This is a genomic window from Alistipes sp. Marseille-P5061 (assembly GCF_900290115.1).
In the GTDB taxonomy this organism is placed as follows: Bacteria; Bacteroidota; Bacteroidia; order Bacteroidales; family Rikenellaceae; genus Alistipes; species Alistipes excrementigallinarum.
The window spans coordinates 301832-324057 of the sequence record NZ_LT985750.1 but is presented as its reverse complement, the minus strand read 5'-3'; the positions used below and the strand labels follow the sequence as shown (position 1 = coordinate 324057).

32 protein-coding genes are annotated in these 22226 nt (G+C 58.1%); 4 read left to right on the top strand and 28 right to left on the bottom strand.

Annotation, left to right across the window (positions count from 1 at the left end; all coding sequences use genetic code 11):
* The first annotated feature begins 13 nt into the window (after positions 1-13).
* From C8267_RS08355 to tpiA, 4 genes are all read left to right on the top strand, one after another.
* The gene (locus C8267_RS08355; RefSeq protein ID WP_087359817.1) at positions 14-661 is read left to right on the top strand and encodes a phosphatase PAP2 family protein; all 648 of its coding nucleotides are present in this window, start codon (positions 14-16) and stop codon (positions 659-661) included.
* Between the two features lie 264 nt (positions 662-925).
* The gene (locus C8267_RS08350; RefSeq protein ID WP_158699766.1) at positions 926-3100 is read left to right on the top strand and encodes a hypothetical protein; all 2175 of its coding nucleotides are present in this window, start codon (positions 926-928) and stop codon (positions 3098-3100) included.
* A gap of 186 nt (positions 3101-3286) precedes the next feature.
* Positions 3287-5011, top strand: a complete 1725-nt coding sequence (gene lysS, locus C8267_RS08345; RefSeq protein WP_106634320.1) for a lysine--tRNA ligase — start codon at positions 3287-3289, stop codon at positions 5009-5011.
* A 601-nt stretch (positions 5012-5612) separates the two neighbouring features.
* Positions 5613-6371 (top strand): triose-phosphate isomerase, encoded by a 759-nt coding sequence (gene tpiA / locus C8267_RS08340; protein WP_087360632.1) that lies wholly within the window; start codon positions 5613-5615, stop codon positions 6369-6371.
* 211 nt (positions 6372-6582) lie between these two features.
* On the opposite strand, the gene C8267_RS08335 is transcribed toward tpiA, so the two are convergent.
* The 28 genes from C8267_RS08335 to rplB form a co-directional block, all read right to left on the bottom strand.
* Complete coding sequence (locus C8267_RS08335; protein ID WP_087360630.1) at positions 6583-7023, bottom strand: PepSY-like domain-containing protein; 441 nt, start codon at positions 7021-7023, stop codon at positions 6583-6585.
* A 279-nt stretch (positions 7024-7302) separates the two neighbouring features.
* Positions 7303-7989, bottom strand: coding sequence for a DUF6624 domain-containing protein (locus C8267_RS08330; protein WP_087359809.1), 687 nt, complete (start codon positions 7987-7989; stop codon positions 7303-7305).
* Between the two features lie 374 nt (positions 7990-8363).
* The gene (rplQ, locus tag C8267_RS08325) at positions 8364-8930 is read right to left on the bottom strand and encodes a 50S ribosomal protein L17 (RefSeq protein WP_087359806.1); all 567 of its coding nucleotides are present in this window, start codon (positions 8928-8930) and stop codon (positions 8364-8366) included.
* A 2-nt stretch (positions 8931-8932) separates the two neighbouring features.
* Positions 8933-9925, bottom strand: coding sequence for a DNA-directed RNA polymerase subunit alpha (locus C8267_RS08320; RefSeq protein ID WP_087359803.1), 993 nt, complete (start codon positions 9923-9925; stop codon positions 8933-8935).
* Positions 9926-9948: 23 nt separating this feature from the next.
* Complete coding sequence (gene rpsD / locus C8267_RS08315) at positions 9949-10557, bottom strand: 30S ribosomal protein S4 (protein WP_087359800.1); 609 nt, start codon at positions 10555-10557, stop codon at positions 9949-9951.
* A gap of 120 nt (positions 10558-10677) precedes the next feature.
* Complete coding sequence (gene rpsK / locus C8267_RS08310; protein WP_022307380.1) at positions 10678-11067, bottom strand: 30S ribosomal protein S11; 390 nt, start codon at positions 11065-11067, stop codon at positions 10678-10680.
* Between the two features lie 13 nt (positions 11068-11080).
* Positions 11081-11461, bottom strand: a complete 381-nt coding sequence (gene rpsM, locus C8267_RS08305; protein WP_087359798.1) for a 30S ribosomal protein S13 — start codon at positions 11459-11461, stop codon at positions 11081-11083.
* 35 nt (positions 11462-11496) lie between these two features.
* On the bottom strand, positions 11497-11613 hold the full coding sequence (gene ykgO, locus C8267_RS08300; protein WP_010262443.1) for a type B 50S ribosomal protein L36: 117 nt from the start codon (positions 11611-11613) through the stop codon (positions 11497-11499).
* Positions 11614-11632: 19 nt separating this feature from the next.
* The gene (gene infA, locus C8267_RS08295; protein ID WP_087359795.1) at positions 11633-11851 is read right to left on the bottom strand and encodes a translation initiation factor IF-1; all 219 of its coding nucleotides are present in this window, start codon (positions 11849-11851) and stop codon (positions 11633-11635) included.
* A 6-nt stretch (positions 11852-11857) separates the two neighbouring features.
* Positions 11858-12634, bottom strand: a complete 777-nt coding sequence (gene map / locus C8267_RS08290; protein ID WP_106634427.1) for a type I methionyl aminopeptidase — start codon at positions 12632-12634, stop codon at positions 11858-11860.
* A 25-nt stretch (positions 12635-12659) separates the two neighbouring features.
* Positions 12660-14042 (bottom strand): preprotein translocase subunit SecY, encoded by a 1383-nt coding sequence (gene secY / locus C8267_RS08285; RefSeq protein ID WP_106634319.1) that lies wholly within the window; start codon positions 14040-14042, stop codon positions 12660-12662.
* A gap of 21 nt (positions 14043-14063) precedes the next feature.
* The gene (gene rplO, locus C8267_RS08280) at positions 14064-14510 is read right to left on the bottom strand and encodes a 50S ribosomal protein L15 (RefSeq protein WP_106634318.1); all 447 of its coding nucleotides are present in this window, start codon (positions 14508-14510) and stop codon (positions 14064-14066) included.
* A gap of 28 nt (positions 14511-14538) precedes the next feature.
* Positions 14539-14721 carry a 50S ribosomal protein L30 gene (rpmD, locus tag C8267_RS08275; RefSeq protein WP_087359783.1) on the bottom strand — a complete coding sequence of 61 codons (183 nt, stop codon included), beginning with the start codon at positions 14719-14721 and terminating at the stop codon, positions 14539-14541.
* Between the two features lie 14 nt (positions 14722-14735).
* Positions 14736-15254 (bottom strand): 30S ribosomal protein S5, encoded by a 519-nt coding sequence (gene rpsE, locus C8267_RS08270; protein ID WP_087359780.1) that lies wholly within the window; start codon positions 15252-15254, stop codon positions 14736-14738.
* 6 nt (positions 15255-15260) lie between these two features.
* On the bottom strand, positions 15261-15623 hold the full coding sequence (gene rplR / locus C8267_RS08265; protein ID WP_087359777.1) for a 50S ribosomal protein L18: 363 nt from the start codon (positions 15621-15623) through the stop codon (positions 15261-15263).
* Between the two features lie 16 nt (positions 15624-15639).
* Positions 15640-16227 carry a 50S ribosomal protein L6 gene (gene rplF / locus C8267_RS08260; protein WP_087359774.1) on the bottom strand — a complete coding sequence of 196 codons (588 nt, stop codon included), beginning with the start codon at positions 16225-16227 and terminating at the stop codon, positions 15640-15642.
* Positions 16228-16254: 27 nt separating this feature from the next.
* A complete protein-coding gene (rpsH, locus tag C8267_RS08255; protein ID WP_087359771.1) occupies positions 16255-16653 on the bottom strand; it encodes a 30S ribosomal protein S8 in 399 nt (132 codons plus the stop codon).
* A 789-nt stretch (positions 16654-17442) separates the two neighbouring features.
* Positions 17443-17739 (bottom strand): 30S ribosomal protein S14, encoded by a 297-nt coding sequence (rpsN, locus tag C8267_RS08250; protein WP_087359767.1) that lies wholly within the window; start codon positions 17737-17739, stop codon positions 17443-17445.
* Between the two features lie 5 nt (positions 17740-17744).
* Positions 17745-18302: a 50S ribosomal protein L5 gene (gene rplE / locus C8267_RS08245; RefSeq protein WP_087359764.1), complete on the bottom strand. Its 558-nt coding sequence runs from the start codon at positions 18300-18302 to the stop codon at positions 17745-17747.
* Positions 18302-18625 (bottom strand): 50S ribosomal protein L24, encoded by a 324-nt coding sequence (gene rplX / locus C8267_RS08240; RefSeq protein ID WP_087359761.1) that lies wholly within the window; start codon positions 18623-18625, stop codon positions 18302-18304. Before rplX ends, rplE begins: the two co-directional genes overlap by 1 nt.
* Before the next feature lie 21 nt (positions 18626-18646).
* The gene (rplN, locus tag C8267_RS08235; protein WP_087311260.1) at positions 18647-19012 is read right to left on the bottom strand and encodes a 50S ribosomal protein L14; all 366 of its coding nucleotides are present in this window, start codon (positions 19010-19012) and stop codon (positions 18647-18649) included.
* Positions 19013-19014: 2 nt separating this feature from the next.
* Complete coding sequence (gene rpsQ / locus C8267_RS08230; RefSeq protein ID WP_087359758.1) at positions 19015-19269, bottom strand: 30S ribosomal protein S17; 255 nt, start codon at positions 19267-19269, stop codon at positions 19015-19017.
* Positions 19270-19280: 11 nt separating this feature from the next.
* The gene (rpmC, locus tag C8267_RS08225) at positions 19281-19472 is read right to left on the bottom strand and encodes a 50S ribosomal protein L29 (protein ID WP_087359755.1); all 192 of its coding nucleotides are present in this window, start codon (positions 19470-19472) and stop codon (positions 19281-19283) included.
* A gap of 12 nt (positions 19473-19484) precedes the next feature.
* Complete coding sequence (gene rplP / locus C8267_RS08220) at positions 19485-19913, bottom strand: 50S ribosomal protein L16 (protein ID WP_087359752.1); 429 nt, start codon at positions 19911-19913, stop codon at positions 19485-19487.
* Positions 19914-19940: 27 nt separating this feature from the next.
* Positions 19941-20693, bottom strand: a complete 753-nt coding sequence (gene rpsC, locus C8267_RS08215) for a 30S ribosomal protein S3 (protein ID WP_087359749.1) — start codon at positions 20691-20693, stop codon at positions 19941-19943.
* A 5-nt stretch (positions 20694-20698) separates the two neighbouring features.
* The gene (gene rplV / locus C8267_RS08210) at positions 20699-21109 is read right to left on the bottom strand and encodes a 50S ribosomal protein L22 (RefSeq protein ID WP_087359746.1); all 411 of its coding nucleotides are present in this window, start codon (positions 21107-21109) and stop codon (positions 20699-20701) included.
* A gap of 7 nt (positions 21110-21116) precedes the next feature.
* Positions 21117-21386, bottom strand: a complete 270-nt coding sequence (rpsS, locus tag C8267_RS08205) for a 30S ribosomal protein S19 (RefSeq protein WP_087359743.1) — start codon at positions 21384-21386, stop codon at positions 21117-21119.
* A gap of 16 nt (positions 21387-21402) precedes the next feature.
* A complete protein-coding gene (gene rplB / locus C8267_RS08200; RefSeq protein WP_087359740.1) occupies positions 21403-22224 on the bottom strand; it encodes a 50S ribosomal protein L2 in 822 nt (273 codons plus the stop codon).
* Between the last annotated feature and the right edge of the window lie 2 nt (positions 22225-22226).

Below are 22226 nucleotides of genomic sequence, written 5' to 3'. Positions count from 1 at the left end.
AAAACACACGACGATGAACTTCGACCACGACCTCTTCCTGCTGCTCAACTTCGACGGCGGCACGACGCTCGACCGCGTGATGCTCACGCTCTCGGGCACGACCATGTGGCTGCCGCTCTATGCGCTGATTCTCTGGCTCGTCTGGCGCCGCAACGGCTGGCAGCGGACGCTGCTCTTCTGTGTGCTCATCCTGCTGGCCGTCGCTCTGGCCGACATGGTGGCCGGCATCTTCAAGCATTCGGGGCTGCTGGGCGGGCTCTGCCCCGACCTTGAGCCGCGCCTGCGCCCGATGTTCACCCCCGCACTCGAAGGGCTCGACATCACGCCCGACTCGCTCGCGGTGCTGCGCCGTGCCGCACCGGCCGACGCCTCGTGGGTGGTTCACGTACCGCAGGGGGCCCTTGCGGGCCGCTACGGAACCGTCTCGGCCCACGCCTCGACGACGGTGGCGCTGGCCCTCCTCTCGGCGGGCATCATCCGCCGCCGCTGGTTCACGTGGGTGATGGTCATCGCCACGCTGCTGATTTGCTACTCGCGCATCTATCTGGCCAAGCACTTCCCGATGGACATCGTCTGGGGAGCCGCACTGGGCGCCGTGCTGGGATGGGCCGGCTGCCGGCTCTACCGCATCATCGGCCGCCGTCTGCCCGAAAGGAAGTAAAACCGCACCAACGACACCCGAGCGCGGGGTCCGGACTGTCCGGGCCCCGCGCCTGGCTTGTATGCGCGTCCATGCACCGGCATCCGCGTCGGGATGTGCTGCATGCAAGGCTGTTTTCGACCGAAATGCATCACCATTCAATCAAAATGGTAAAAAGGAGAGCTGATTTTTCTTTTTGTCGTATAATTTTATTTGTTTTTCCTGCCGTTTTTTCCGATATTGCACCAACCTTTTCCCTTTATTAATCATTTAACCTTTGCAAGCATGAAAAAAATCTACTCGATTCTCGCATGCGCCATGCTTCTGCTGACGTCATGGAGCTGCTCCGAGGACACAACGTCCGGTCCGGGGCCAGAAGAACCCACGGCCCCCGAACTCTCGGCCCAACTTCAGTCCGCCCAGGAGGGCACCGTCACCTTCACGGTCACCGCAACCGAGGGTGCCGAGGTGGCCTACTGGTTCGGTGAGGCAGCCTTCTTCGAGACGGTGGACGTCACCCCCGAGACGATTTTCCGGACCGGCGAGACCATCACCCCCGTCAGCTTCCCCGCAACGGTCACCATCGAGGAGGCCAACCTCTACGTCGCAAACCGCATCTGGATAGCCGCCCGCAGCAACGGACTCTACAGCCAGGCACTCTGTCTGGAGGTCAACCCCTCGGACGAGGATATCCTCACGGCCGGCGAGGCGACCAAGACCAGCCTGAGCTACATCATCGGCAACGTCGCTCCGGACGCCGCCGTGAGCCACACCTACATCGAGCTCTGGTTCTACAAATACCTCCACGACCAGGCCGTGGCCGAATACGGCGAACTGACCGAGGAGGAGTTCAACCGTCTGGTGCTGGCCAACTACGGCATCACCTCGACCGGTCCGCGCACCGTGGTCTGGAACGCCGGTGATGCGAACGAGCCTCGCGACAGCTTCGCCGCCATCGTCGGCGGACGCACCTACGTGGCCCTCGCCGCACCGCTGCTCAATGCCGAAACCGGTCAGATGGGACGCGCCGAGTCGGTCGAAATCAACACCCCCGAGCCCGACGAGTCGTCGGCCCGCGTCCAGGTGACCATCTCGGAGCTCACCCCCGAGGGGATGCTCTCGGTCATCGACCCCGGCGAGGATGTGCGCTTCTTCTACTACGCCCTCTTCAGCCGGCAGACCCTCGACGAGTTCCTCAGCGAGAATACCGAGAAGGACCTCTGCGACTACCTCTACGAATACGGCTACGTCAGCGCCAACTGCTACACCGACCGGTGGGGCTTCACGGTTCCGGGAGCCGCCTACGTGCTGGCCATCTACGGCGTCGACATGAACGGCGACACCTTCCTCCAGCAGGAGGCCATCGAGCCGGAGCCCTACGAGCCCGAAATCGAGCTGACGCTCACCCCCTACGAGAACGAGGCGGAGTCGCTCTACGGCTACAACACGCTCCACGTCTCGGCCACGTTCCGCTACTTCGACCAGATTGACCCCTCGACGGTCATGTACCTCTTCACCTCGAAGGAGATGATTGACGCGTTGAGCTCCGGGCTTTCCATCGAGGATGCCATCCAGTACGGCCTCTTCCTCCGCAACGCCATGCCCCTGTCGGAGGAGTGGAGCGCATCGCTCACCGCACGGCAGCAGTTCTCGGGCGTACTCAAGGAGGACCCCTTCACCTTCAGCGCACTCCAGCCCCAGACCGAATACTGCTTCCTGGTGATGACCAACGACCCCTCGGGCACCGAAATAATCGGAGCGTATGCCGTCGCCGCGACCAACGCCGAGCCCAGCGAGGAGGAGGACGAGGGCTACAAGGCCTATCTGGGCGAGTGGACGCTCAAGGGGCAGAGCACCGAGTTCTGGAGCCCCAACACCATCACCTACAACCTGCGCGTCGAGGAGCTGGTGGCCAACTACAGCTACCGCGTCTACGGCTGGTCGGATGCCGACGTGGCACAGACCACCCCCTTCGTGATGAACTACGACCCCGAGACCCAGCAGGTCTACATCCAGGGTCCTCAGGACCTGGGTCCCTACAACGGCAACGACAACATCCACCTCTACTTCGGCGGCATGGTGCTCGGCGACGGTGACAACCTCAATTACGTCAACACCGCACCGCAGCGGCTCTTCACGGGCCACCTCTACGACGACAGCTTCATCCTGCAGGGTGAGTTCACCGAGTTCGAGGGGCGCAGCACCGACTACCGCTCGATGAACTACGTGAGCGTCGACTCGGCAACCCCCGACACCTATTCGCGCATCCCGGGAGCGCTCTACGACGCCATCTACTTCAACATCCAGCGCGCCGCCGCATCGGGCACCGCCACACGCCGCAACTACGTCGAGCGGCCGGCAGCTCCCGCGCCCGCCCTTCAGAGCGCTGCCGCCGGACAGCTGCGCCATGACGTCGACCCGCGCAGCACACGGCCGCGTCCGCGCATCGCCCTCCGATAGCGCACGCCCGGCAGCGTGACGGCAGCGGCCGCCGCGCCGGGCAACCCGCACGCATGAACGACCCCCGGAGCCACTGGCCCGGGGGTTGCTGCGTCGGAGGAGGGTCGAAAAAAAGGGGCCGCACCCGAAATCTCGACTTTTTTTTGTAATTTTGCCCTCCGGAAAACAAATCAAACAGGAGATAATATGAGCATCGAACTCAGTGAACAGGAACTGCTTCGCAGACAGTCGCTCAAGGCGCTGCGCGAATTGGGCATCGACCCCTACCCCGCCGCCCGTTACGAGGTGACGGCCACCGCGCGTGAAATCGCCGAGAACTACGACGAAGCGAAGGGCAACTTCCAGGATATCCGCATCGCGGGCCGCATCATGTCGCGCCGCATCATGGGCAGCGCGTCGTTCTTCGAACTGCAGGACCACACGGGCCGCATCCAGGTCTACATCCGCCGCGACGACATCTGCCCCGAAGGCGACCCGACGCTCTACAACATCGTATTCAAGAAGCTGCTCGACATCGGCGACTTCGTCGGCGTGGAGGGCTTCGCCTTCCATACCAAGACGGGCGAGCTCTCGGTGCACTGCCGCAAGTTCACCCTGCTCTCCAAGTCGATTCGTCCGCTGCCCGTCGTCAAGGAGAAGGACGGCAAGACTTTCGACGCCCTCACCGACCCCGAAATTCGCTACCGCCAGCGCTACCTCGACCTGATTGTCAATCCGCAGGTCAAGGAGGTCTTCGTCAAGCGTGCCAAAATCATCACGACGATGCGCGAGTTCTTCAACGAGCGAGGCTACCTCGAGGTCGAGACGCCCATTCTGCAGCCCATTCCGGGCGGTGCGGCGGCGCGTCCCTTTATCACACACCACAACTCGCTCGACATAGACCTCTACCTGCGCATCGCCACGGAGCTCTACCTCAAGCGGCTCATCGTCGGCGGCTTCGACGGCGTCTACGAGCTGGGCAAGAACTTCCGCAACGAGGGCATGGACCGCACGCACAACCCCGAGTTCACCTGCATGGAAATCTACGTGGCCTACAAGGACTACCGCTGGATGATGGAGTTCACCGAGCAGATGCTCGAGCGGATTTCGACCGCTGTGAACGGCACCACGGAGCTGACCATCGACGGCCGACAAATCTCCTTCAAGGCCCCCTTCCGCCGCCTGACGATGACCGACGCCATCCGCGAAAAGACGGGCTACGACATCACGGGCCAGAGCGAGGAGCAGCTGCGCGAGGCATGCAGCCGTCTGGGTGTCGAGACCGACGAGACGATGGGCAAGGGCAAGCTCATCGACGCCATCTTCGGGCAGTACTGCGAAGGGGAGCTCATCCAGCCCACCTTCGTCTGCGACTACCCCATCGAGATGTCGCCGCTGTGCAAGCGCCACCGCGACAACCGGGAGCTCACGGAGCGTTTCGAGCTCTTCGTCAACGGCAAGGAGCTCTGCAACGCCTACTCCGAGCTGAACGACCCGATTGACCAGCTGGAGCGCTTCCAGGAGCAGCTGCGCCTCTCGGAGAAGGGTGACGACGAGGCGATGTTCATCGACATGGACTTCGTCCGCGCACTGGAGTACGGCATGCCGACCTGCTCGGGCATGGGCATGGGCATCGACCGTCTGGTGATGTTCATGACGGGCCAGACGTCGATTCAGGATGTGCTCTTCTTCCCGCAGATGCGTCCCGAGAAGAAGGTCGTGGCCGACCCCGCGGAGGCCTACACCGCCATCGGCGTTCCCGAGGAGTGGGTTCCCGTCATCCAGAAGATGGGCTACATCACCGTAGAGTCGCTGCGCAAGCTCGCACCGGGCAAGTTCTTCAACGACCTCTGCGGATACAATAAGAAAAACAAGCTCGGGCTGAAGGCCCCCACGATGGAGGAGGTCAAGGCGTGGTGCGCGGCCGAATAACGGGCCGGGCACCTCGGGCCGCGGGGCCCCACGGGGGGGCACTGAGGAGGCACTGAGGAGGAGCCGGGAGCCACAAGGGCCACGGAGGAGCCGAGAGCCCGGAAGGCCATGAGGGTCGCAAGGGTCGCGGAAGTCTCCGGGGTCACAGGGCACGAGGATTAGCGGGGTAACATGGCCCCGGGAGTCATTGTCCCCGCAACGCCCCGCAATGCAGCATTTCGGAAGCATGAGCGAACAGGAAACAGAGCATCGGAAGCGGAGAATCGCCGACGCGGTCATCATCGCCGTCATCGTGGCGGGCGGCCTCTCCATCGGAGGGGTGCTGCCGGCATGGTTCGGCCGCGCGGTGTGGCTGCTGCTGGCCGCCGGATGCTGGCTCTGGCTCGCGCTCCGGGCGTGGCACAGGCTCACGATGCGGCAGCGCGGCTGGCTGGTCTTCTGGAGCTATGCGGCCGCAGGGTGTGCCGCCGCATGGGTGCTCCACACGGCGCCGGAGCAGGCGACCCTCTGGGTGCGGTTCGACCGCATCTGCAGCGCCATCCTGCTTGCGGGGCTGATAACGGCAATTGCATACAACATCATCTATAAAAACAAACCGAACATGAGAAAGAAAATCGTAGCCGGCAACTGGAAGATGAATACGCTTCCCGCCGAAGGAGTCGAACTGGCAAAGGGCGTCGTAGCAGGACGCGGCGAGGTATGCTCGTGCGTGAACTTCATCGTCTGCCCGCCGTTCACCCATCTGTCGATGGTGGCCGAGGCCCTGAAGGGTTCGGACATCGCGCTGGGCGCCCAGAACTGCGCCGCCGAGGCCAAGGGTGCCTACACGGGCGAGGTTGCTGCATCGATGCTTGCCGCCCTGGGCTGCAAGTATGTCATTCTGGGCCACTCGGAGCGCCGCCAGTATTACGGCGAGACCTCCGCTACGCTCAACAAGAAGATGGAGCAGGCCTATGCCAACAACCTCACGCCGATTTACTGCGTGGGTGAGAACCTCGAGGAGCGCGAGGCCGGCAAGCACTTCGACGTGGTGAAGGCTCAGATTGAGGAGGTGGTCTACAACCTCACGGAGGAGCAGTTCAAGAACCTGGTCATCGCCTACGAGCCCGTATGGGCCATCGGTACGGGCAAGACCGCCACGGCCGAGCAGGCTCAGGAGATTCACGCCTACATCCGCAAGGTGCTGGCCGAGAAGTTCGGCGCAGCTGCTGCCGAGTGCCCGATTCTCTACGGAGGTTCGTGCAAGCCGGCCAACGCTGCCGAAATCTTCGCCAAGGAGGATGTCGACGGTGGTCTGATTGGCGGCGCCGCCCTCAAGGCTGCCGACTTCCTGGCCATTGGCAAGGGATTTGCCAAGTAGTCCCGGACTCCGGAAACAGCGGCCGGCGCCCCCGTCGGGGCGTGGACCGCATCCACGACAAAGCCCGTGCTGCACAATGCAGCACGGGCTTTGTCGTTGCGTCGCGGAGAGGCCACTGCACAGGTCCGGCGGCCAGTGTTCCTCCCCCACCTCCAGGCAAAAAAAGCGGCGGGGCCGAAGCCTCGCCGCATGCTGCCGATGGAAGCCGGCATCAGTCGTCGATGTCAATCACCTGGAAGTTCTTGTCGAACTTGATTTCCAGACCGTTCATCAGCTCGGCCTCCCAGGTGTACTTGTTGCGCTCGATTTTGCGGATGGTCTGCCCTGCGAAGCTCTTGGCAACGTAGTCGCGAATCTGGGCCGGCACAATCGCCTCGGGAACCGCCGCATAACGGCACTCGACCGAGGTCCAGGCACCGTCGTTGTCGAAGTCGACCTCCGTACGGTCGGTGTAGGTCACCTCATACTCCGAACCGATGAACTGCGGGTCCTCGATGGCGAAGGCGAGGGTCAGGTTCTTGAAGTTGGCGGAGAGGAACTCCTGCGCGGCGGCGGGAAGCTGCTCGAGGGTGATGGGGCGCTCGCGGCCGTCGGCGAACGAAGCGGTGATACCTGCAAAGAGAAGGGCTGCTGCTGCAAAATACTTTTTCATGGTCATACGGTTTTTTAAGTTTTAACGTGTTCTGTTTTCTTTTACGATACAAAGTTCGCGCTCAAATCTGAAAAGAATCTAACATCGGCTGCCGAGGGGCGATTTTTTGCAAAAAATTTTTTCCGCCACCCCTTCCGACGCACCTCCCCCACTGTTGCCGGCCTATCACCGCACCTACGACACGGCTTTCTCTTCGGTCGTCAATCCTTCGCCACAACTTCGACGACCCGCTTACCTACTGCCGCCGGCCGGTCTACCCGATGTCCGGCAATTCAATTGCTACTCCTCGGAGAAGGCCTCGACCCCGAGCGTCGGGTCCCAGGTGCAGGGGGCGCCATAGCTCTCCCCCACGGCACGGAGGTAGTCGTCGATGGGTTCGAGTCCCACCGCCTCACGCAGCGAATCGAGCCGCTCGGGCGACTCGACGGGCCAGAGGCGGCAGATGCGCTCGACGCGCTGCGGCGCTCCGTCGACCAGGAGCGTCGAGGCGTGCGTCTGCGTGCCATAGCGCTGGGGGCGTCCCTCACGCATGAGCATCCGGTCGAGCAGCGTGGCGTAGCTCGCTCCGGAGATGCGGCCGGCCCGCATCTGCTCCTCGACGAGCGGCATGAAGCGTCGCTGCATCGCCAGGTCGGCGTGGTCAATCACCAGCCAAATGGTCTCGTTCGCCTCGTCGGAGAGTCCCTCGGGCCACCCATTCTCGAGCAGCGAGGAGACAATCTGCCGGTTGCGGGCATCAACCTCCTCCATGCGTGCGCAGGCCGCAAGCAGCGAGTCGACCTGCTGCGGCTCCTGCTGCGAGAGGCGAAGAACCTCGAGGCGCACCGCCTGGTCCCGGTCGTGAACCGTCCGCAGCAGCGAATCGAGGTTCTGAGCCGAGAGTGTCTGAAGGCCGCACAGGGCGCCGAGGCCGAGCAGCCATCGTTTCATCGTCGTCATTCCTATCATCGTCTTCATCGTCTTCATTGCGCTCCTCATCGCGGTTTCAAAGGATTGAAATCTGTACGACTCCCCCAACCGCATGCGGCCGAAGGTGCGCATGGTCCGAGTAACGCTTCGTCCTATAAATATAAGGAAAAAATCGGCAACAGCGTGACGCAACGCGCCGAAACACACCAACCACGGCACAAAAACAGAAGAGGACAACAAGAACCCGAAGGGAGCGCACCACGCCGAAAAGCATCCTCCACAACGCCACAAGTCCCCGAAGAAAACAACGCGACAACCGAAAAGCCCCAGCTGCGCACAAAAAAATTCCCGGGAGTGTCGCTCGGCGACCCCTCCCGGGAACTCTTCGGCTGACGGGTTCCGGACCCCGGTCGGGGTCCGCCCGTGCGCGATTACATCTTCTTGCCTACGTTGGTCTTCTTGGCAGCCTTCGGAGCGGCGGTCTTGGCCGATGCAGCCTTCGGGGCCTTCGGCGCAGCCGTCTTCTTGCTCTCTACGACCGTAGCATCCTCCACGGCGTCGGTCGTCTTCTTCGAACGCGAACGACGCGTCTTGGGCTTCGCCTCCGTAGCGGCCGGCTTAACACCCAGCGTGTAGGGCTCGTTGAAGTCAACGAACTCGATGATGCACATGTCGGCAGCATCGCCCAGACGGAAGCCCGTCTTCAGAATACGCGTATAACCGCCCGGACGCTCGGCAATCTTCGGCGCGATGGTACGGAAGAGCTCCGTTACGGCCTCCTTCTGCTTGAGGTAGGAGAATACGACACGGCGCGAGTGCGTGGTGTCCTCTTTCGACTTCGTTACGAGCGGCTCCACGAACTGACGCAGGGCCCGTGCCTTCGCAACCGTAGTCTCGATGCGCTTGTGCAGGATAAGCGACGAAGCCATGTTCGACAGCAGCGCCTTGCGGTGACCCGCCTGACGGCCGAGATGGTTGAAATTCTTATTGTGTCTCATGTTTAGTCTTTGTCAAGTTTGTAGATAGATACGTCCATACCGAACTTAAGGTTGAGCGAGGCCAGCAATTCATCGAGCTCCGTCAGCGACTTCTTGCCGAAGTTGCGGAACTTCAGCAGGTCGTTGCGGTTGAGCTTCACCAGGTCGCCTACGGTGTCCACATCGGCGGCTTTCAGGCAGTTGAGCGCACGTACGCTCAGGTCCTGGTCCGAAAGCTTCGTCTTCAGCAGTTGGCGCATGTGAAGCACATCCTCGTCGAACTCCTCGGCGCCGTTCGTATCCTCCATGTTCACCGTAATCTTCTCGTCGGAGAAGAGCATGAAGTGCTGGATGAGGATTTTCGCGGCCTCCTTGAGCGCCTCCTTGGGATGAATCGACCCGTCGGTAGTAATCTCTATGTTGAGCTTCTCGTAGTCGGTCTTCTGCTCGACACGGTAGTTCTCCACAGAGTATTTCACGTTCTTGATGGGCGTGAAAATCGAGTCGATGGGCAGCGTCCCGAATTCGCAGTCGGCCGGCATGTTCTCCTCCGAGGGAACATAGCCGCGCCCCTTGCCAATCGTGAGCGTCATCTGCATCTTCGTACCCGGAGCCAGGTGGCAAATCACCAGGTCGGGGTTCAGCACCTTGAAGAACGACAAGTAATTCGAGATATATCCGGCAGTCAGCTCCGTCACACCCGCAACGTTAATAGACACCTTCTCGGCATCCTGATTATCGACTGTGCGGATAAAACGAACCTGCTTCAGATTGAGGATAATGTCAATCATACCCTCCATCACACCGGGGATGGCGGCAAACTCGTGGTCGACACCGGCGACCTTGACAGTCGTGATTGCATATCCCTCCAGCGAAGAGAGCAGAATACGACGCAAAGCGTTACCGACAGTCATACCGAATCCGGGCTCCAGCGGTCGGAATTCGAACTTCCCGAACGACGGAGTGGATTCGAGCATAATAACCTTCTCAGGTTTCTGGAATGCTAAAATTGCCATAATATTGAATTGCTGTTAAATTACTACTTCGAGTAGAGTTCGACGATGAGCTGCTCCTTGATGTTCTCGGGAATCTCCTCGCGCTCCGGGGTCTGGAGGAACTTGCCGCTCATGGTGGCGTTGTCCCACTCCAGCCAGGCGTAGCGGCTCTTCGAACCGCCGGCGAGGGATGCCGTGATGACTTCGAGGCTCTTCGACTTCTCGCGAACGGAGACGATGTCGCCCACGCGGAGCGAATACGACGGTACGTTCACTACGCTTCCGTTCACGCAGATGTGGCAGTGCGATACGAGCTGACGGGCAGCTGCGCGCGTCGGAGCGATACCCAAGCGGTAAACAACGTTGTCCAGACGGCACTCGAGCAGCTTCAGCAGGTTCTCACCCGTGATGCCGCCCATACGGGCAGCCTGCTCGTACGTGCGCGAGAACTGCTTCTCCAGCAGGCCGTAGGTATACTTGGCCTTCTGCTTCTCGCTCAGCTGCGTACCGTACTCGGAAATCTTCTTGCGCTTGCGCGCCAGGCCATGCTGTCCGGGAGGATAGTTGCGCTTTTCGAGCACTCTGTCCGCACCGTAAATAGCTTCTCCGAACTTTCTGGCGATTTTAGATTTTGGTCCTATATATCTTCCCATGGTTTTACTATGTTAAATATCGTTGATTAGTTGTTGGCTCCGTCCCTGGCCGACGGCCGGCCCGCAAACACCTTCCCAGAGGAGCATTGCTGCCCGCCGCCCGAAGGGCCGGCACCGGAATTATACGCGGCGACGGTTGGGAGCACGGCAACCGTTGTGCGGCAGCGGAGTGACGTCGATAATCTCCATCACCTCGATACCGGCACCGTGGATGGTGCGTACGGCCGACTCGCGACCTGCACCCGGGCCCTTGACATAGACCTTCACCTTGCGCAGACCCATGTCGTATGCAACCTTGGCGCAATCGGCGGCCGACGTCTGTGCGGCATACGGAGTATTCTTCTTCGAACCACGGAAGCCCATCTTGCCGGCCGACGACCAGCTGATGACGTCACCCACCTCGTTGGTAATCGTGATGATGACGTTGTTGAAAGTCGAGTGTACGTAAGCGTTGCCCACGGCACCTACCTTCACGACCTTTTTCTTGACTGTTCCAGTTTTCTTTGCCATAATTCTCTAAAGATTACTTAGTTGCCTTTTTCTTGTTTGCGACCGTCTTCTTCTTGCCCTTGCGGGTGCGGGCGTTGTTCTTGGTCGACTGGCCGCGAACGGGAAGACCCAGGCGGTGACGGATGCCGCGGTAGCAGCCGATATCCATCAGACGCTTGATGTTGAGCTGAACCATCGAACGGCACTCGCCCTCGACCTTGATGCCCATCTCGGCAATCTTCGAACGAATGGCGGTTACCTGCTCATCGGTCCAGTCCTGTACTTTGACGTCGTAGCTGATTCCTGCGCCGTCGAGAATCTTGCGGGCCGTCGAGCGACCGATACCGTAGATATAGGTCAGACCGATTTCGCCCTGCTTGTTTTTTGGTAAATCTACACCAACTATACGTGCCATAAAAATCTTTTCTTCTTAAATAAACCGTTTAAACATTACCCTTGGCGCATTTTAAACTTGGGATTTTTCTTGCAGATGACGTAAAGTTTGCCCTTACGCTTCACAATCTTGCAATCCTCGCTTCTCTTCTTGATGGATGCTTTAACTTTCATGATTTCAAGCAATCAATTGTTATTTGTAACGGAAGGAGATACGCCCCTTGGTCAGGTCGTACGGCGTCATCTCCACTTTTACCTTATCGCCGGGAAGAATCTTGATGTAATGCATGCGCATTTTACCCGAGATGTGTGCGGTAAGAATGTGGCCGTTGTCCAGCTCGACGCGGAACATCGCGTTGGAGAGGGCCTCGATAATCGTACCGTCCCGTTCGATAGCAGCTTGCTTTGCCATAGAGTCTCAGTTTTTTAGTGTTTTCTCGATGATACTGAAGTCCGTCAGGACATCGGGACCATCCTTGCGGATTGCCACGGCAAACTCGAAGTGTGCCGCCGGCTTGCGGTCCTTGGTCCTTACCGTCCAGCCATCCCGTTCGAAAACCACCGCCTTGGTCCCCATGTTGATCATGGGTTCGATGCAGATGACCATACCCTCCTTCAGGAGCGGTCCTCTGCCTCGTGCTCCGTAGTTGGGAACACCCGGGTCCTCGTGCATCTTCCGACCCAGTCCGTGTCCCTCCAGTTCGCGCACTACGCCGTAACCAAAATGTTCGGCGTACTCCTGTACGGCCGCCGAGATATCGCCTACGCGATTTCCCGCCTTGGCCTGCGCCGTACCTTTATAAAGAGCCTCTTTGGTGACGTCGAGCAACTGCCGTACTTCCTCGGCAATCTCTCCCACGGCGAACGTATAGGCCGAATCACCAACAAACCCCTTCATAAACGTACCACAATCGACCGAAACGATGTCGCCCTCCTTGAGGACGCATTTCGAGGATGGGATACCGTGAACTATCTGCTCGTTGACCGAAATGCACAACGAGGCGGGATAGCCCTCGTACCCGAGGAAAGCGGGAACCGCTCCGTGCGAACGGATAAAATCTTCGGCTATCTTATCCAACTCCTTGGTGGTGACGCCGGGCGCGATGTGGCGACCCACCTCCGCCAGCGTCTCGCTCACCAGGATGTTGTTTTCGCGAAGCAGCTCGATTTCCTCGTCTGTCTTTAGGTAAATCATGTTCAAGAACTCTAAAAATCGCCTCCTAATGACGTCCCTGGATTCGACCCGTCTTCATCAGACCGTCGTAGTGACGCATCAGCAGGTAGCTCTCTATCTGCTTGAGAGTGTCGAGCACCACACCGACCATAATCAGCAGCGACGTTCCGCCGTAGAAGTAGGCGAAGGCCTGCTGAATGCCCAGGAACTTCATCGCCAGCGCCGGAAGAATCGCTACGATGGCGAGGAAAATCGAACCCGGAAGGGTGATGCGCGTCATGATGGTATCGATGTAGTTCACCGTCTGCTTGCCCGGTTTCACTCCCGGGATAAAGCCGCCGTTGCGCTTCATGTCATCGGCCATCATTTGAGGATTGATGATAATCGCCGTGTAGAAGTAGGTGAAGGCGATTACCAGCACTGCCAGCGTAAAGTTGTACCAGAAGCCGGTCATCGAGCTGAACGCCGAAGCAAAGCCCGGAGCGACGTTGGTGAACAGCGCCGGAATAAACATCAGAGCCTGCGCGAAGATGATGGGCATCACGTTCGCGGCATTCATCTTCAGCGGGATGTACTGACGCACACCGCCGTACTGCTTATTGCCGACAATACGCTTGGCATACTGTACGGGCACCTTGCGGACTGCCTGTACCAGGGCAATCGTTGCCATGAAGACAAGGAAGAGGAGCACCAGCTCGAGAATCAGCATGATGGCGCTGCCCGAGGCGGTCTGTAAGCGCGCGTTGACCTCGGCCAACAGCGCGTGGGGCAGACGGGCCACGATGCCAATCATGATGATGAGCGAGATACCGTTGCCGATACCCTTGTCCGTAATCTTCTCGCCGAGCCACATGATGAACATGGTGCCGGCAATCAGAATCGTCGTCGCATAGCAGACGAAGCCGAACGAGTTGCCGTAGACGAACGCGTCGGGAACCTGGTGGTAGAGGTTCGCGATGTAGGCCGGTCCCTGGATAATCAAGACGACGATTGTCAGGAAACGCGTCCACTGGTTCATCTTGCGGCGGCCGCTCTCACCCTCCTTCTGCATCTTCTGGAAATACGGAATCATCATGCCCATGAGCTGGATGACGATGGAGGCGGTGATGTACGGCATGACTCCGAGCGCGAAAATCGCCGCATTGCCAAATGCACCGCCCGAGAAGACGTTCAACAGACCCAGAAGTCCGTTGCCCTCCAACTGGCTGGCATACGCCGAACCCTCGCCCAGGGCGTTGGGGTTGATGCCCGGAATCACTACGAAACTACCAAGACGGTAGACCACGAGCAGCCCGATGGTGTAGAGTACACGCTTGCGGAGCTCCTCGATTTTATAGATGTTCTTGATAGTCTCCACCACTTTCTTGTTGGTCGCCAGAAGAACGATTACCACCAAAAAGACGAGACCAACGATAAGGTATTGACTCATAATGTTTTCGTTCTAAAGGTCCTACAGTTTTTCGACACTGCCGCCGGCTGCCGTGATGGCTGCCTCGGCGCTCTTCGAGAAGGCGTGAGCCTTGACCGCAAGGGCCTTCGTCAGCGCGCCGTCGCCGAGAATCTTCACACGGTCGCCGTTCGCTACGAAACCTGCCTCGACGAGCGTCTCGAACGTAACCTCCGAGAGCGACTTCTTGGCTGCCAGCTCCTCGAGCGTCGAAAGGTTGATGGGCTTGTACTCCACACGCTTCAGGTTCGTGAAACCGAACTTCGGCACGCGACGCTGCAGAGGCATCTGACCGCCCTCGAAGCCCAGCTTGCGCGAGTAACCCGAACGCGACTGAGCACCCTTGTGACCACGCGTGGCCGTGCCGCCGTGACCCGAACCTGCACCGCGGCCAATCCGCTTGTCGTGGTGCGTAGAACCCTTAGCGGGTTTGAGATTATTGAGTTCCATGCTTAAATTACGTCTTTGCAATTATACTTTACTTTACCTCCTCGACCTTGACGAGGTGCTTTACGCGCTCAATCATCCCCTTGATGATGACCGAGTCGTCGTGCTCCACGCTTGCGTTAATCTTCTTCAGACCCAGCGCGTCGAGGTTCTTGCACTGACGCGCGGTGGCGCCGATGCGGCTTTTGACCTGAGTGATTTTCAATCTTGCCATTTGTCTTCGAGAAATTAACCGTTAAACACCTGGTTCATCGAGATGCCGCGAAGCTGGGCGATGCTGCGTGCGTCGCGCAGCTCGCAGAGGGCACCGATGGTTGCCTTGACGAGGTTGTGGGGGTTCGACGAGCCCTTGCTCTTGGCAAGCACGTTCTTCACGCCCACCGACTCCAGAACGGCACGCATGGCACCGCCGGCGATGATACCCGTACCGGGAGCGGCCGGACGAATCATCACGAGCGAACCGCCGTAACGGAGCTCCTGCTTGTGGGGAATCGTACCGTTGATGACCGGAATCTTGACCAGGTTCTTCTTGGCATCCTCCACGCCCTTGGCGATGGCAGCCTGTACCTCCGAGGCCTTGCCCAGGCCGTAGCCTACCACGCCGTTCTCGTTGCCGACAACGACGATGGCCGAGAAGCTGAATGTGCGACCACCCTTCGTTACCTTCGTAACACGCTGGATGCTTACGAGTCTGTCCTTAAGCTCGAGGTCGCTCGTGCGTACTTTCTTTATGTTCGTATTAGACATATTCGCTTAGAATTTAAGACCGGCTTCGCGAGCTGCTTCGGCCAACTGTTTTACGCGTCCGTGATAGAGGTAGCCGTTACGGTCGAACGACACCGTCGAGATGCCCTTGGCTACGGCACGCTCGGCTGCGAGCTTGCCCACCAGAGCGGCCACTTCGCACTTGGTCTTGCCGGCGGCTGCTTCGGCAACCTCCTTGTCGAGCGAAGATGCGGCGGCCAGCGTCTGACCGGCCAGGTCGTCAATAAACTGTACGTAGATTTGCTTGTTGCTACGGAATACAGTCATGCGAGGCTGTTCGGGCGTACCGTTGACGATTTTACGGATACGCATCTTAATCCTCTCTCTTCTTTCTATCTTGTTCAGTGACATAACTCTTGACTATTTACTATTTGGCACCAGCCGATTTACCTGCCTTGCGGCGAATCTGCTCGCCTACGAACTTGATACCCTTGCCCTTGTACGGCTCCGGCTTACGCAGCGAGCGGAGCTTGGCGGCTACCTGGCCGATGAGCTGCTTGTCAATCGACTTGAGCGTTACAATCGGGTTGCCCTTCTTCTCCGTCACGGCCGTAGCGGTAACCTCGGGGGGCAGCATCAGGTAGGTGTCGTGCGAATAGCCCAGGCTCATCTCAAGCACCTGGCCCTTGACCTCGGCCTTGTAGCCGACGCCCACCAGCTCCTGCTTGATTTCATAGCCCTTCGATACGCCGATGACCATGTTGTTGATGAGTGCGCGGTAGAGACCGTGCAGCGAACGATGGCGCGGCTGGTTGGTCGGGCGCGTTACGAACACGGCGGGAATATCCTTCTCCGTGTGGGGGTCCTTGTGCGAGCCTACCGTAACCGTGATGTCCGAGTCTACCTTCAGACTCAGTGTCCCGAGTGGCCCTTTCACGCTTACCGTATTGTCGGCAGCTACCTCGACGGTAACGCCGGCGGGCAAGTTTACAGGTAATTTACCAATTCTTGACATGTTGTTGTTGTTTAATGATTTCGATGATTAGTAGATGTAGCACAGAACCTCACCGCCTACGTTCTCCTTGCGGGCCTTGGCGTCGGTCATGATGCCCTTCGAGGTCGAGAGGATGGCGATACCCAGACCGTTGAGCACGCGCGGCATCTCCGATACCGAAGCGTAGCGGCGCAGACCCGGACGGCTGATGCGCTGCAGCCCCTTGATGGCGTTGCTCTTCGTGGCGGCATCCCACTTCAGGGCAATCTTGATGGTCGGGTGGCCCTTCTCGTTCGTGTCGAACTTGTAGGCGAGGATGTAACCCTGCTCGTAGAGAATCTTCGTAATCTCCTGCTTAATTTTTGAACCGGGAGCTTCAACCACCTTGTGGTTGGCTTTCACCGCGTTTCTAATTCTGGTCAGAAAGTCCGCAATAGGATCAGTCATAACGAATAGAAGTTAAAAATTAAAGTTTGTTAGTAAATAATTTATTCAAAATCATCGGTTTACGCCATTCGGTCGTCCGAGCGGCCATCCGTTGAGTTTTCCTTTTTGCCGTTCCGGGAGCGGTCCGCGGAGGCGGTTTTCACACGCACATGCGACGCCCAACCCAGAGTTTAAGCGCGCAAATATACGTATTATTTCCCGATAAACCATGCATTTAACCTTAATTTTGAGGCCCGCGATGCAGATTCCGCAATACGGACAATGTTAGCACCCTTGGCTGCTAACATGTCTCCGTACCGATTTCCGCCCTGTGCGACCTCGGTTCCACCCTCCGAAACGACCGTCGCGCCCCCTGCAGGGTAGCGGCAACGGCGTCTCTCGGGCGACACCGGTCCGGGAAATCCGTAACAAAACGCCTAACCTTTTCGGGTGTCACGCCATCGAGAAGTTACCGCTTGTGGCGGCACTTTCCCCGATTTTGCGACCTCCTTACTCGGGCTCTGCGCCCCTATCGGGTTCCGACTCTGCGAGCATGCGGCGAGCAGACGCGCCCCAACGGGCGACGCCTCCTGATGCGATGCTCCTGGGCTTGCACCCCGGAGAACGGAACCCCTCGACTCGACGGGAAGATGATTTCCGATGCTTTCGGTACCTCTTCGGCTCCTCCTCAGGCTCCTCTTTCGATTCCCCCTTCGGTTCCTCCTCAGACTCCCCTTCGGCACCTCCTTCTCCCCCTCCCGTGAATCGGAAGTGAATTTACGGGTGCGACGCATCGCACCCGTAAATCGACTACCAGCTGGCCTTCTTCACGCCGGGAATCAACCCCTGCGAAGCCATCTCACGGAACTGGATACGGCTGATACCGAACTGACGGATATAGCCCTTCGGACGTCCCGTAATCTTGCAGCGGTTGTGCTGACGGATGGGGTTCGAGTTGCGCGGCAGCTTCGAAAGGGCTACCCATGCCTCCTCGTGGTCCATCTCGCCGCTCTTCACCTTGGCAGCAATCTCCTCGCGCTTGTGCTGATAACGCTTCGCGAGCTTTGCACGCTTTACCTCGCGTGCCTTCATCGATTCTTTTGCCATATAGCTTAGTTCTTTTTAGCGTTCTTGAAAGGAAGACCGAAGCTACGGAGCAGCGAGTAGGCCTCCTCGTCGGTCTTGGCCGTGGTCACGAAGGTAATCTCCATGCCGAAAATCTTCGTAATCTTGTCGATGTCGATTTCCGGGAAGATAATCTGCTCGGCGATGCCGAGGGTGTAGTTGCCGCGACCGTCGAACTTCTCGTTGATACCCTTGAAGTCACGGATTCGGGGCAGAGCCACGGCAATCAGACGCTCGAGGAACTCGTACATCTTCGTGTCACGCAGCGTGACGCGTACGCCGATGGGCATACCCTTGCGCAGCTTGAAGTTCGAGATGTCCTTGCGCGAACGGGTCTGAACGGCCTTCTGACCTGCAATCTGCGTCAGCTCGGCCTCCGCTACGTCGATGAGCTTCTTGTCGGCTACGGCCTGACCCATACCCTGGTTGATAACAATCTTGGTGAGTTTCGGGCACTGCATGACGCTCGAGTAACCGAACTCCTTCATAAGGGCAGGGACAATCTGCTCCTTATACTGTGTCTTGAGTGTTGGTACGTATGCCATTATTTAATCTCCTCCCCTGACTTTTTAGCGTAACGAACTAATTTACCTTTATCATTGAGCTTGCGGCCTACGCGGGTAGGTTTGCCGCTCTTGGGATCGAGCACCTGCAAGTTCGAGATGTGGATGGGAGCCTCCTGCTCGACGATTCCACCCTGAGGGTTCTTGGAGCTGGGCTTAGTGGCCTTCTTGCAGAGGTTCACGCCCTCGACGATGGCACGCTGCTTTTCGGGCTCGACCTTGAGGACCTTGCCCTGCTGGCCCTTGCTGTCGCCGGCGATGACCGCTACCATATCCCCCTTCTTAATATGTAATTTGACTGACATATCCGAAATTTGTTTTTTGATTTACAATACTTCAGGTGCAAGAGAGATAATCTTCATATACTGGTCGCGCAGCTCGCGGGCTACGGGGCCGAATATACGAGTACCGCGCATTTCACCCTGATTGTTCAGCAGTACCACGGCATTGTCGTCGAAACGGATGTACGAACCGTTGGCACGTCTGATTTCCTTGGTCGTGCGGACCACAACCGCCTTCGATACGGCGCCCTTCTTGACATCGCCCGAGGGGCTCGCGCTCTTGACGGCTACCACGATTTTATCGCCAATCGACGCGTAGCGACGCTTCGTGCCGCCGAGAACTCGGATGCAGAGAACCTCCTTTGCACCGCTGTTGTCGGCTACTACGAGTCTACTTTCCTGTTGTATCATAACTACTTCGCTCTTTCAATGATTTGTACTAATCTCCAACGCTTCGTCTTGCTCAGGGGACGGGTCTCCATAATCCGGACCGTATCGCCCTCCTTGCAGCTCTCGTCGAGGCATTCGGCTACGAACTTGGTCGTCTTGTTGACGAACTTGCCGTAAATGGGATGCTTCACCTTACGTGCGACGGCAACCACAATGGTCTTCTCCATCTTGTTGCTGACAACCACCCCGATACGCTCTTTTCTAAGATTTCTTTCCATGGTTTATCTCCTTATTTGGCGTTTTTTTGACGCAGGATGGTCAGCATGCGAGCGATATCTCTGCGGTTTTTCTTGATGATGGAAGGGTTCTCGACGGGGGATACCGCATGCTGCACCTTGAGCGTGGCCAGCTGGGCCTTCTCCGTCTCGATGCGCTCTGCGAGGTCCTTCACCGAAAGATCCTTGATTTCTGCACTTTTCATCTTGTCGTCCTGTTAGATAGTGGTTTCAACGTAATCACGTCGTACAATAAACTTGGTCGTAATGGGAAGCTTCTGTGCACCCAGACGCAGCGCCTCCTGCGCCACTGCCAGAGGCACACCTTCCGCCTCGAAGAGAATACGTCCCGGCGTTACGGGAGCCACGAATCCTTCGGGATTACCCTTACCTTTACCCATACGTACCTCGGCAGGCTTCTTCGTGATGGGTTTATCGGGGAAGATGCGAATCCAGAGCTGACCTTCACGCTTCATGTAACGGGTGATGGCCTGACGTGCGGCCTCTATCTGACGGCCCGTAATCCACGAGGACTCCAGGGCCTTGATTGCGAACGATCCGTATGCAAGTTGGTTACCTCTCTGAGCAAGCCCTTTCATACGGCCTTTCTGCATTCTTCTAAACTTGGTCTTTTTCGGCTGTAACATGTTCGTTCTGCTTTAAAAAGGTCCGACTTACTTGTTGTTGTTGCGACGACGTCCGCCACGACGCTCTCCGCGGTCACCGCGACGCTCGCGACGCTCGCCATCGCGCTGCGAGGGAGCCTGTGCCGATGCGCCGGCGATTTCGAAGATGTCGCGCTTGCCGTAAACCGTACCCTGGCAAATCCACACCTTCACACCGAGGATACCCACCTTCGTGAGCGCCTCCGTGAGGCAGTAGTCGATGTCGGCACGGAACGTGTGCAGCGGAATACGTCCCTCCTTAACGGTCTCCGTACGGGCCATCTCGGCGCCGCCTACACGGCCGGCAACCTGGATTTTGATACCCTCGGCGCCCATGCGCATGGTCGATGCCACGGCGGTCTTCACCGCACGGCGGAACGACACGCGGCCCTCGAGCTGACGGGCGATGTTCTGACCCACGATGACGGCATCCACCTCGGGACGCTTCACCTCGAAGATGTTAATCTGGACCTCCTTGCCGGTGAGCTTCTTGAGCTCCTCCTTCAGTTTGTCGACCTCCTGGCCGCCCTTGCCGATGATGATACCCGGACGGGCGGTCGAGATGGTCACCGTAACGAGTTTCAGCGTACGCTCGATGATGATTTTCGAGATGCTCGCCTTGGCCAGACGGACATTCAGGTACTTGCGAATCTTGGCGTCTTCTACGAGCTTGTCGGAGAAGTCCTTGCCACCGAACCAGTTGGAATCCCAACCGCGGATGATACCAAGACGATTTGCTATCGGATTAACTTTCTGTCCCATCTGAATTACTTGTTTTCTACGGTTACCATTTTGTCAACTACGATTGTCACATGGTTCGAACGCTTGCGGATGCGGTGTGCACGACCCTGGGGCGCAGCCTGAATACGCTTCAGCATGCGGCCGCCGTCGACGAACACTTCCTTCACGCAGAGCTTCGTATCCTCCAGACGCTCGCTCTCGTTCTTGGCCTCCCAGTTGGCGATGGCCGACTTGAGGAGCTTCTCCATGCGAATCGAGGCCTCCTTCTTCGAATAGCGGAGGATACCCAATGCCTTGTTAATCTCAACACCGCGGATGATGTCGGCCACCAGGCGCATCTTGCGGGGAGAGGTCGGGCAATCACGCATAATGGCAATCGCCTTCTGCTTCTTTTCAGCCTTTAATTTCTCGGCTCTTATTGCTTTTCTTGCACCCATTTTCTACCTATTTTTTCTTGTTACCTGCGTGACCACGGAAATTGCGGGTGGGAGCAAACTCACCGAGTTTGTGACCTACCATGTTCTCAGTTACATACACCGGAATGAACTTGTTTCCGTTGTGGACAGCAACCGTCTGACCTACGAAGTCAGGCGAAATCATACTTGCGCGCGACCAGGTCTTGATGACAGACTTCTTGTTGCCTTCGGCCTGGGCGATTACCTTGGCCTCGAGCTTCGGGTCGATATACGGTCCTTTTTTTAATGAACGGCTCATTATGTACTCTTTTTAATTATTTTTTCTTGGAAATAATAAACTTCGAGGTCGTCTTCTTCGGGTTACGAGTCTTATAACCCTTGGCAAGCAGACCCTTGCGCGAACGGGGATGACCACCCGAAGCACGTCCTTCGCCACCACCCATCGGGTGATCCACCGGGTTCATTACGACACCACGGTTGCGGGGACGACGACCGAGCCAACGCTCGCGTCCGGCCTTGCCCGAGCTCTCGAGGTTGTGGTCCAGATTCGAAACCACGCCCACGGTCGCACGGCAAGTTACGAGTACCATACGAGTTTCACCAGAAGGCAGCTTGATGATGGCAAATTTGCCCTCACGCGCCAGCAGTTGAGCATACGAGCCAGCCGAACGTGCCATGGCGGCACCCTGACCCGGGTAGAGTTCGATGTTGTGGATGACCGTTCCCAGAGGAATCTCGCTCAGGAAGAGCGTGTTGCCCACCTCGGGAGCGACGCCTGCGCCGCTCATCACGGTCTGGCCCACCTTCAGGCCGTTCGGTGCGATGATGTAGCTCTTCTCACCGTCGGCATACACCAGAAGTGCAATACGTGCAGTACGATTGGGGTCGTACTCGATAGTCTTTACAGTAGCGGCAATGCCGTCCTTGGCACGCTTGAAGTCCACGTGACGGTACATCTGCTTGTGACCGCCGCCGATGTAGCGGACCGTCATCTTGCCGGTGTTGTTACGTCCACCCGTGCTCTTCTTGGGGCTCAGGAGCGACTTCTCCGGTACATTCGAGGTAATCTCGTCGAATGCGCCGATAACCTTATGTCTCGTACCTGCGGTAACAGGCTTAAATTTTCTTACTGCCATCT

Coding starts and splice junctions, on each gene's coding strand:
- rpsE (WP_087359780.1), bottom strand. CDS start 15,254: ATGTCTAATACGAACATAAAGAAAGTACGCACGAGCGACCTCGAGCTT.
- rplF (WP_087359774.1), bottom strand. CDS start 16,227: ATGTCAAGAATTGGTAAATTACCTGTAAACTTGCCCGCCGGCGTTACC.
- rplE (WP_087359764.1), bottom strand. CDS start 18,302: ATGGCATACGTACCAACACTCAAGACACAGTATAAGGAGCAGATTGTC.
- C8267_RS08335 (WP_087360630.1), bottom strand. CDS start 7,023: ATGAAAAAGTATTTTGCAGCAGCAGCCCTTCTCTTTGCAGGTATCACC.
- ykgO (WP_010262443.1), bottom strand. CDS start 11,613: ATGAAAGTTAAAGCATCCATCAAGAAGAGAAGCGAGGATTGCAAGATT.
- lysS (WP_106634320.1), top strand. CDS start 3,287: ATGAGCATCGAACTCAGTGAACAGGAACTGCTTCGCAGACAGTCGCTC.
- rpsC (WP_087359749.1), bottom strand. CDS start 20,693: ATGGGACAGAAAGTTAATCCGATAGCAAATCGTCTTGGTATCATCCGC.
- tpiA (WP_087360632.1), top strand. CDS start 5,613: ATGAGAAAGAAAATCGTAGCCGGCAACTGGAAGATGAATACGCTTCCC.
- rplN (WP_087311260.1), bottom strand. CDS start 19,012: ATGATACAACAGGAAAGTAGACTCGTAGTAGCCGACAACAGCGGTGCA.
- secY (WP_106634319.1), bottom strand. CDS start 14,042: ATGAGTCAATACCTTATCGTTGGTCTCGTCTTTTTGGTGGTAATCGTT.
- infA (WP_087359795.1), bottom strand. CDS start 11,851: ATGGCAAAGCAAGCTGCTATCGAACGGGACGGTACGATTATCGAGGCC.
- rplP (WP_087359752.1), bottom strand. CDS start 19,913: ATGTTACAGCCGAAAAAGACCAAGTTTAGAAGAATGCAGAAAGGCCGT.
- rplQ (WP_087359806.1), bottom strand. CDS start 8,930: ATGAGACACAATAAGAATTTCAACCATCTCGGCCGTCAGGCGGGTCAC.
- rpsD (WP_087359800.1), bottom strand. CDS start 10,557: ATGGGAAGATATATAGGACCAAAATCTAAAATCGCCAGAAAGTTCGGA.
- rpmD (WP_087359783.1), bottom strand. CDS start 14,721: ATGGCAAGATTGAAAATCACTCAGGTCAAAAGCCGCATCGGCGCCACC.
- rpsN (WP_087359767.1), bottom strand. CDS start 17,739: ATGGCAAAAGAATCGATGAAGGCACGCGAGGTAAAGCGTGCAAAGCTC.
- rpsM (WP_087359798.1), bottom strand. CDS start 11,461: ATGGCACGTATAGTTGGTGTAGATTTACCAAAAAACAAGCAGGGCGAA.
- rpsH (WP_087359771.1), bottom strand. CDS start 16,653: ATGACTGATCCTATTGCGGACTTTCTGACCAGAATTAGAAACGCGGTG.
- rpsS (WP_087359743.1), bottom strand. CDS start 21,386: ATGAGCCGTTCATTAAAAAAAGGACCGTATATCGACCCGAAGCTCGAG.
- rplV (WP_087359746.1), bottom strand. CDS start 21,109: ATGGGTGCAAGAAAAGCAATAAGAGCCGAGAAATTAAAGGCTGAAAAG.
- rplO (WP_106634318.1), bottom strand. CDS start 14,510: ATGGAACTCAATAATCTCAAACCCGCTAAGGGTTCTACGCACCACGAC.
- map (WP_106634427.1), bottom strand. CDS start 12,634: ATGATTTACCTAAAGACAGACGAGGAAATCGAGCTGCTTCGCGAAAAC.
- C8267_RS08350 (WP_158699766.1), top strand. CDS start 926: ATGAAAAAAATCTACTCGATTCTCGCATGCGCCATGCTTCTGCTGACG.
- C8267_RS08330 (WP_087359809.1), bottom strand. CDS start 7,989: ATGAAGACGATGAAGACGATGATAGGAATGACGACGATGAAACGATGG.
- rplR (WP_087359777.1), bottom strand. CDS start 15,623: ATGTCACTGAACAAGATAGAAAGAAGAGAGAGGATTAAGATGCGTATC.
- C8267_RS08355 (WP_087359817.1), top strand. CDS start 14: ATGAACTTCGACCACGACCTCTTCCTGCTGCTCAACTTCGACGGCGGC.
- rpmC (WP_087359755.1), bottom strand. CDS start 19,472: ATGAAAAGTGCAGAAATCAAGGATCTTTCGGTGAAGGACCTCGCAGAG.
- C8267_RS08320 (WP_087359803.1), bottom strand. CDS start 9,925: ATGGCAATTTTAGCATTCCAGAAACCTGAGAAGGTTATTATGCTCGAA.
- rplX (WP_087359761.1), bottom strand. CDS start 18,625: ATGTCAGTCAAATTACATATTAAGAAGGGGGATATGGTAGCGGTCATC.
- rplB (WP_087359740.1), bottom strand. CDS start 22,224: ATGGCAGTAAGAAAATTTAAGCCTGTTACCGCAGGTACGAGACATAAG.
- rpsQ (WP_087359758.1), bottom strand. CDS start 19,269: ATGGAAAGAAATCTTAGAAAAGAGCGTATCGGGGTGGTTGTCAGCAAC.
- rpsK (WP_022307380.1), bottom strand. CDS start 11,067: ATGGCAAAGAAAACTGGAACAGTCAAGAAAAAGGTCGTGAAGGTAGGT.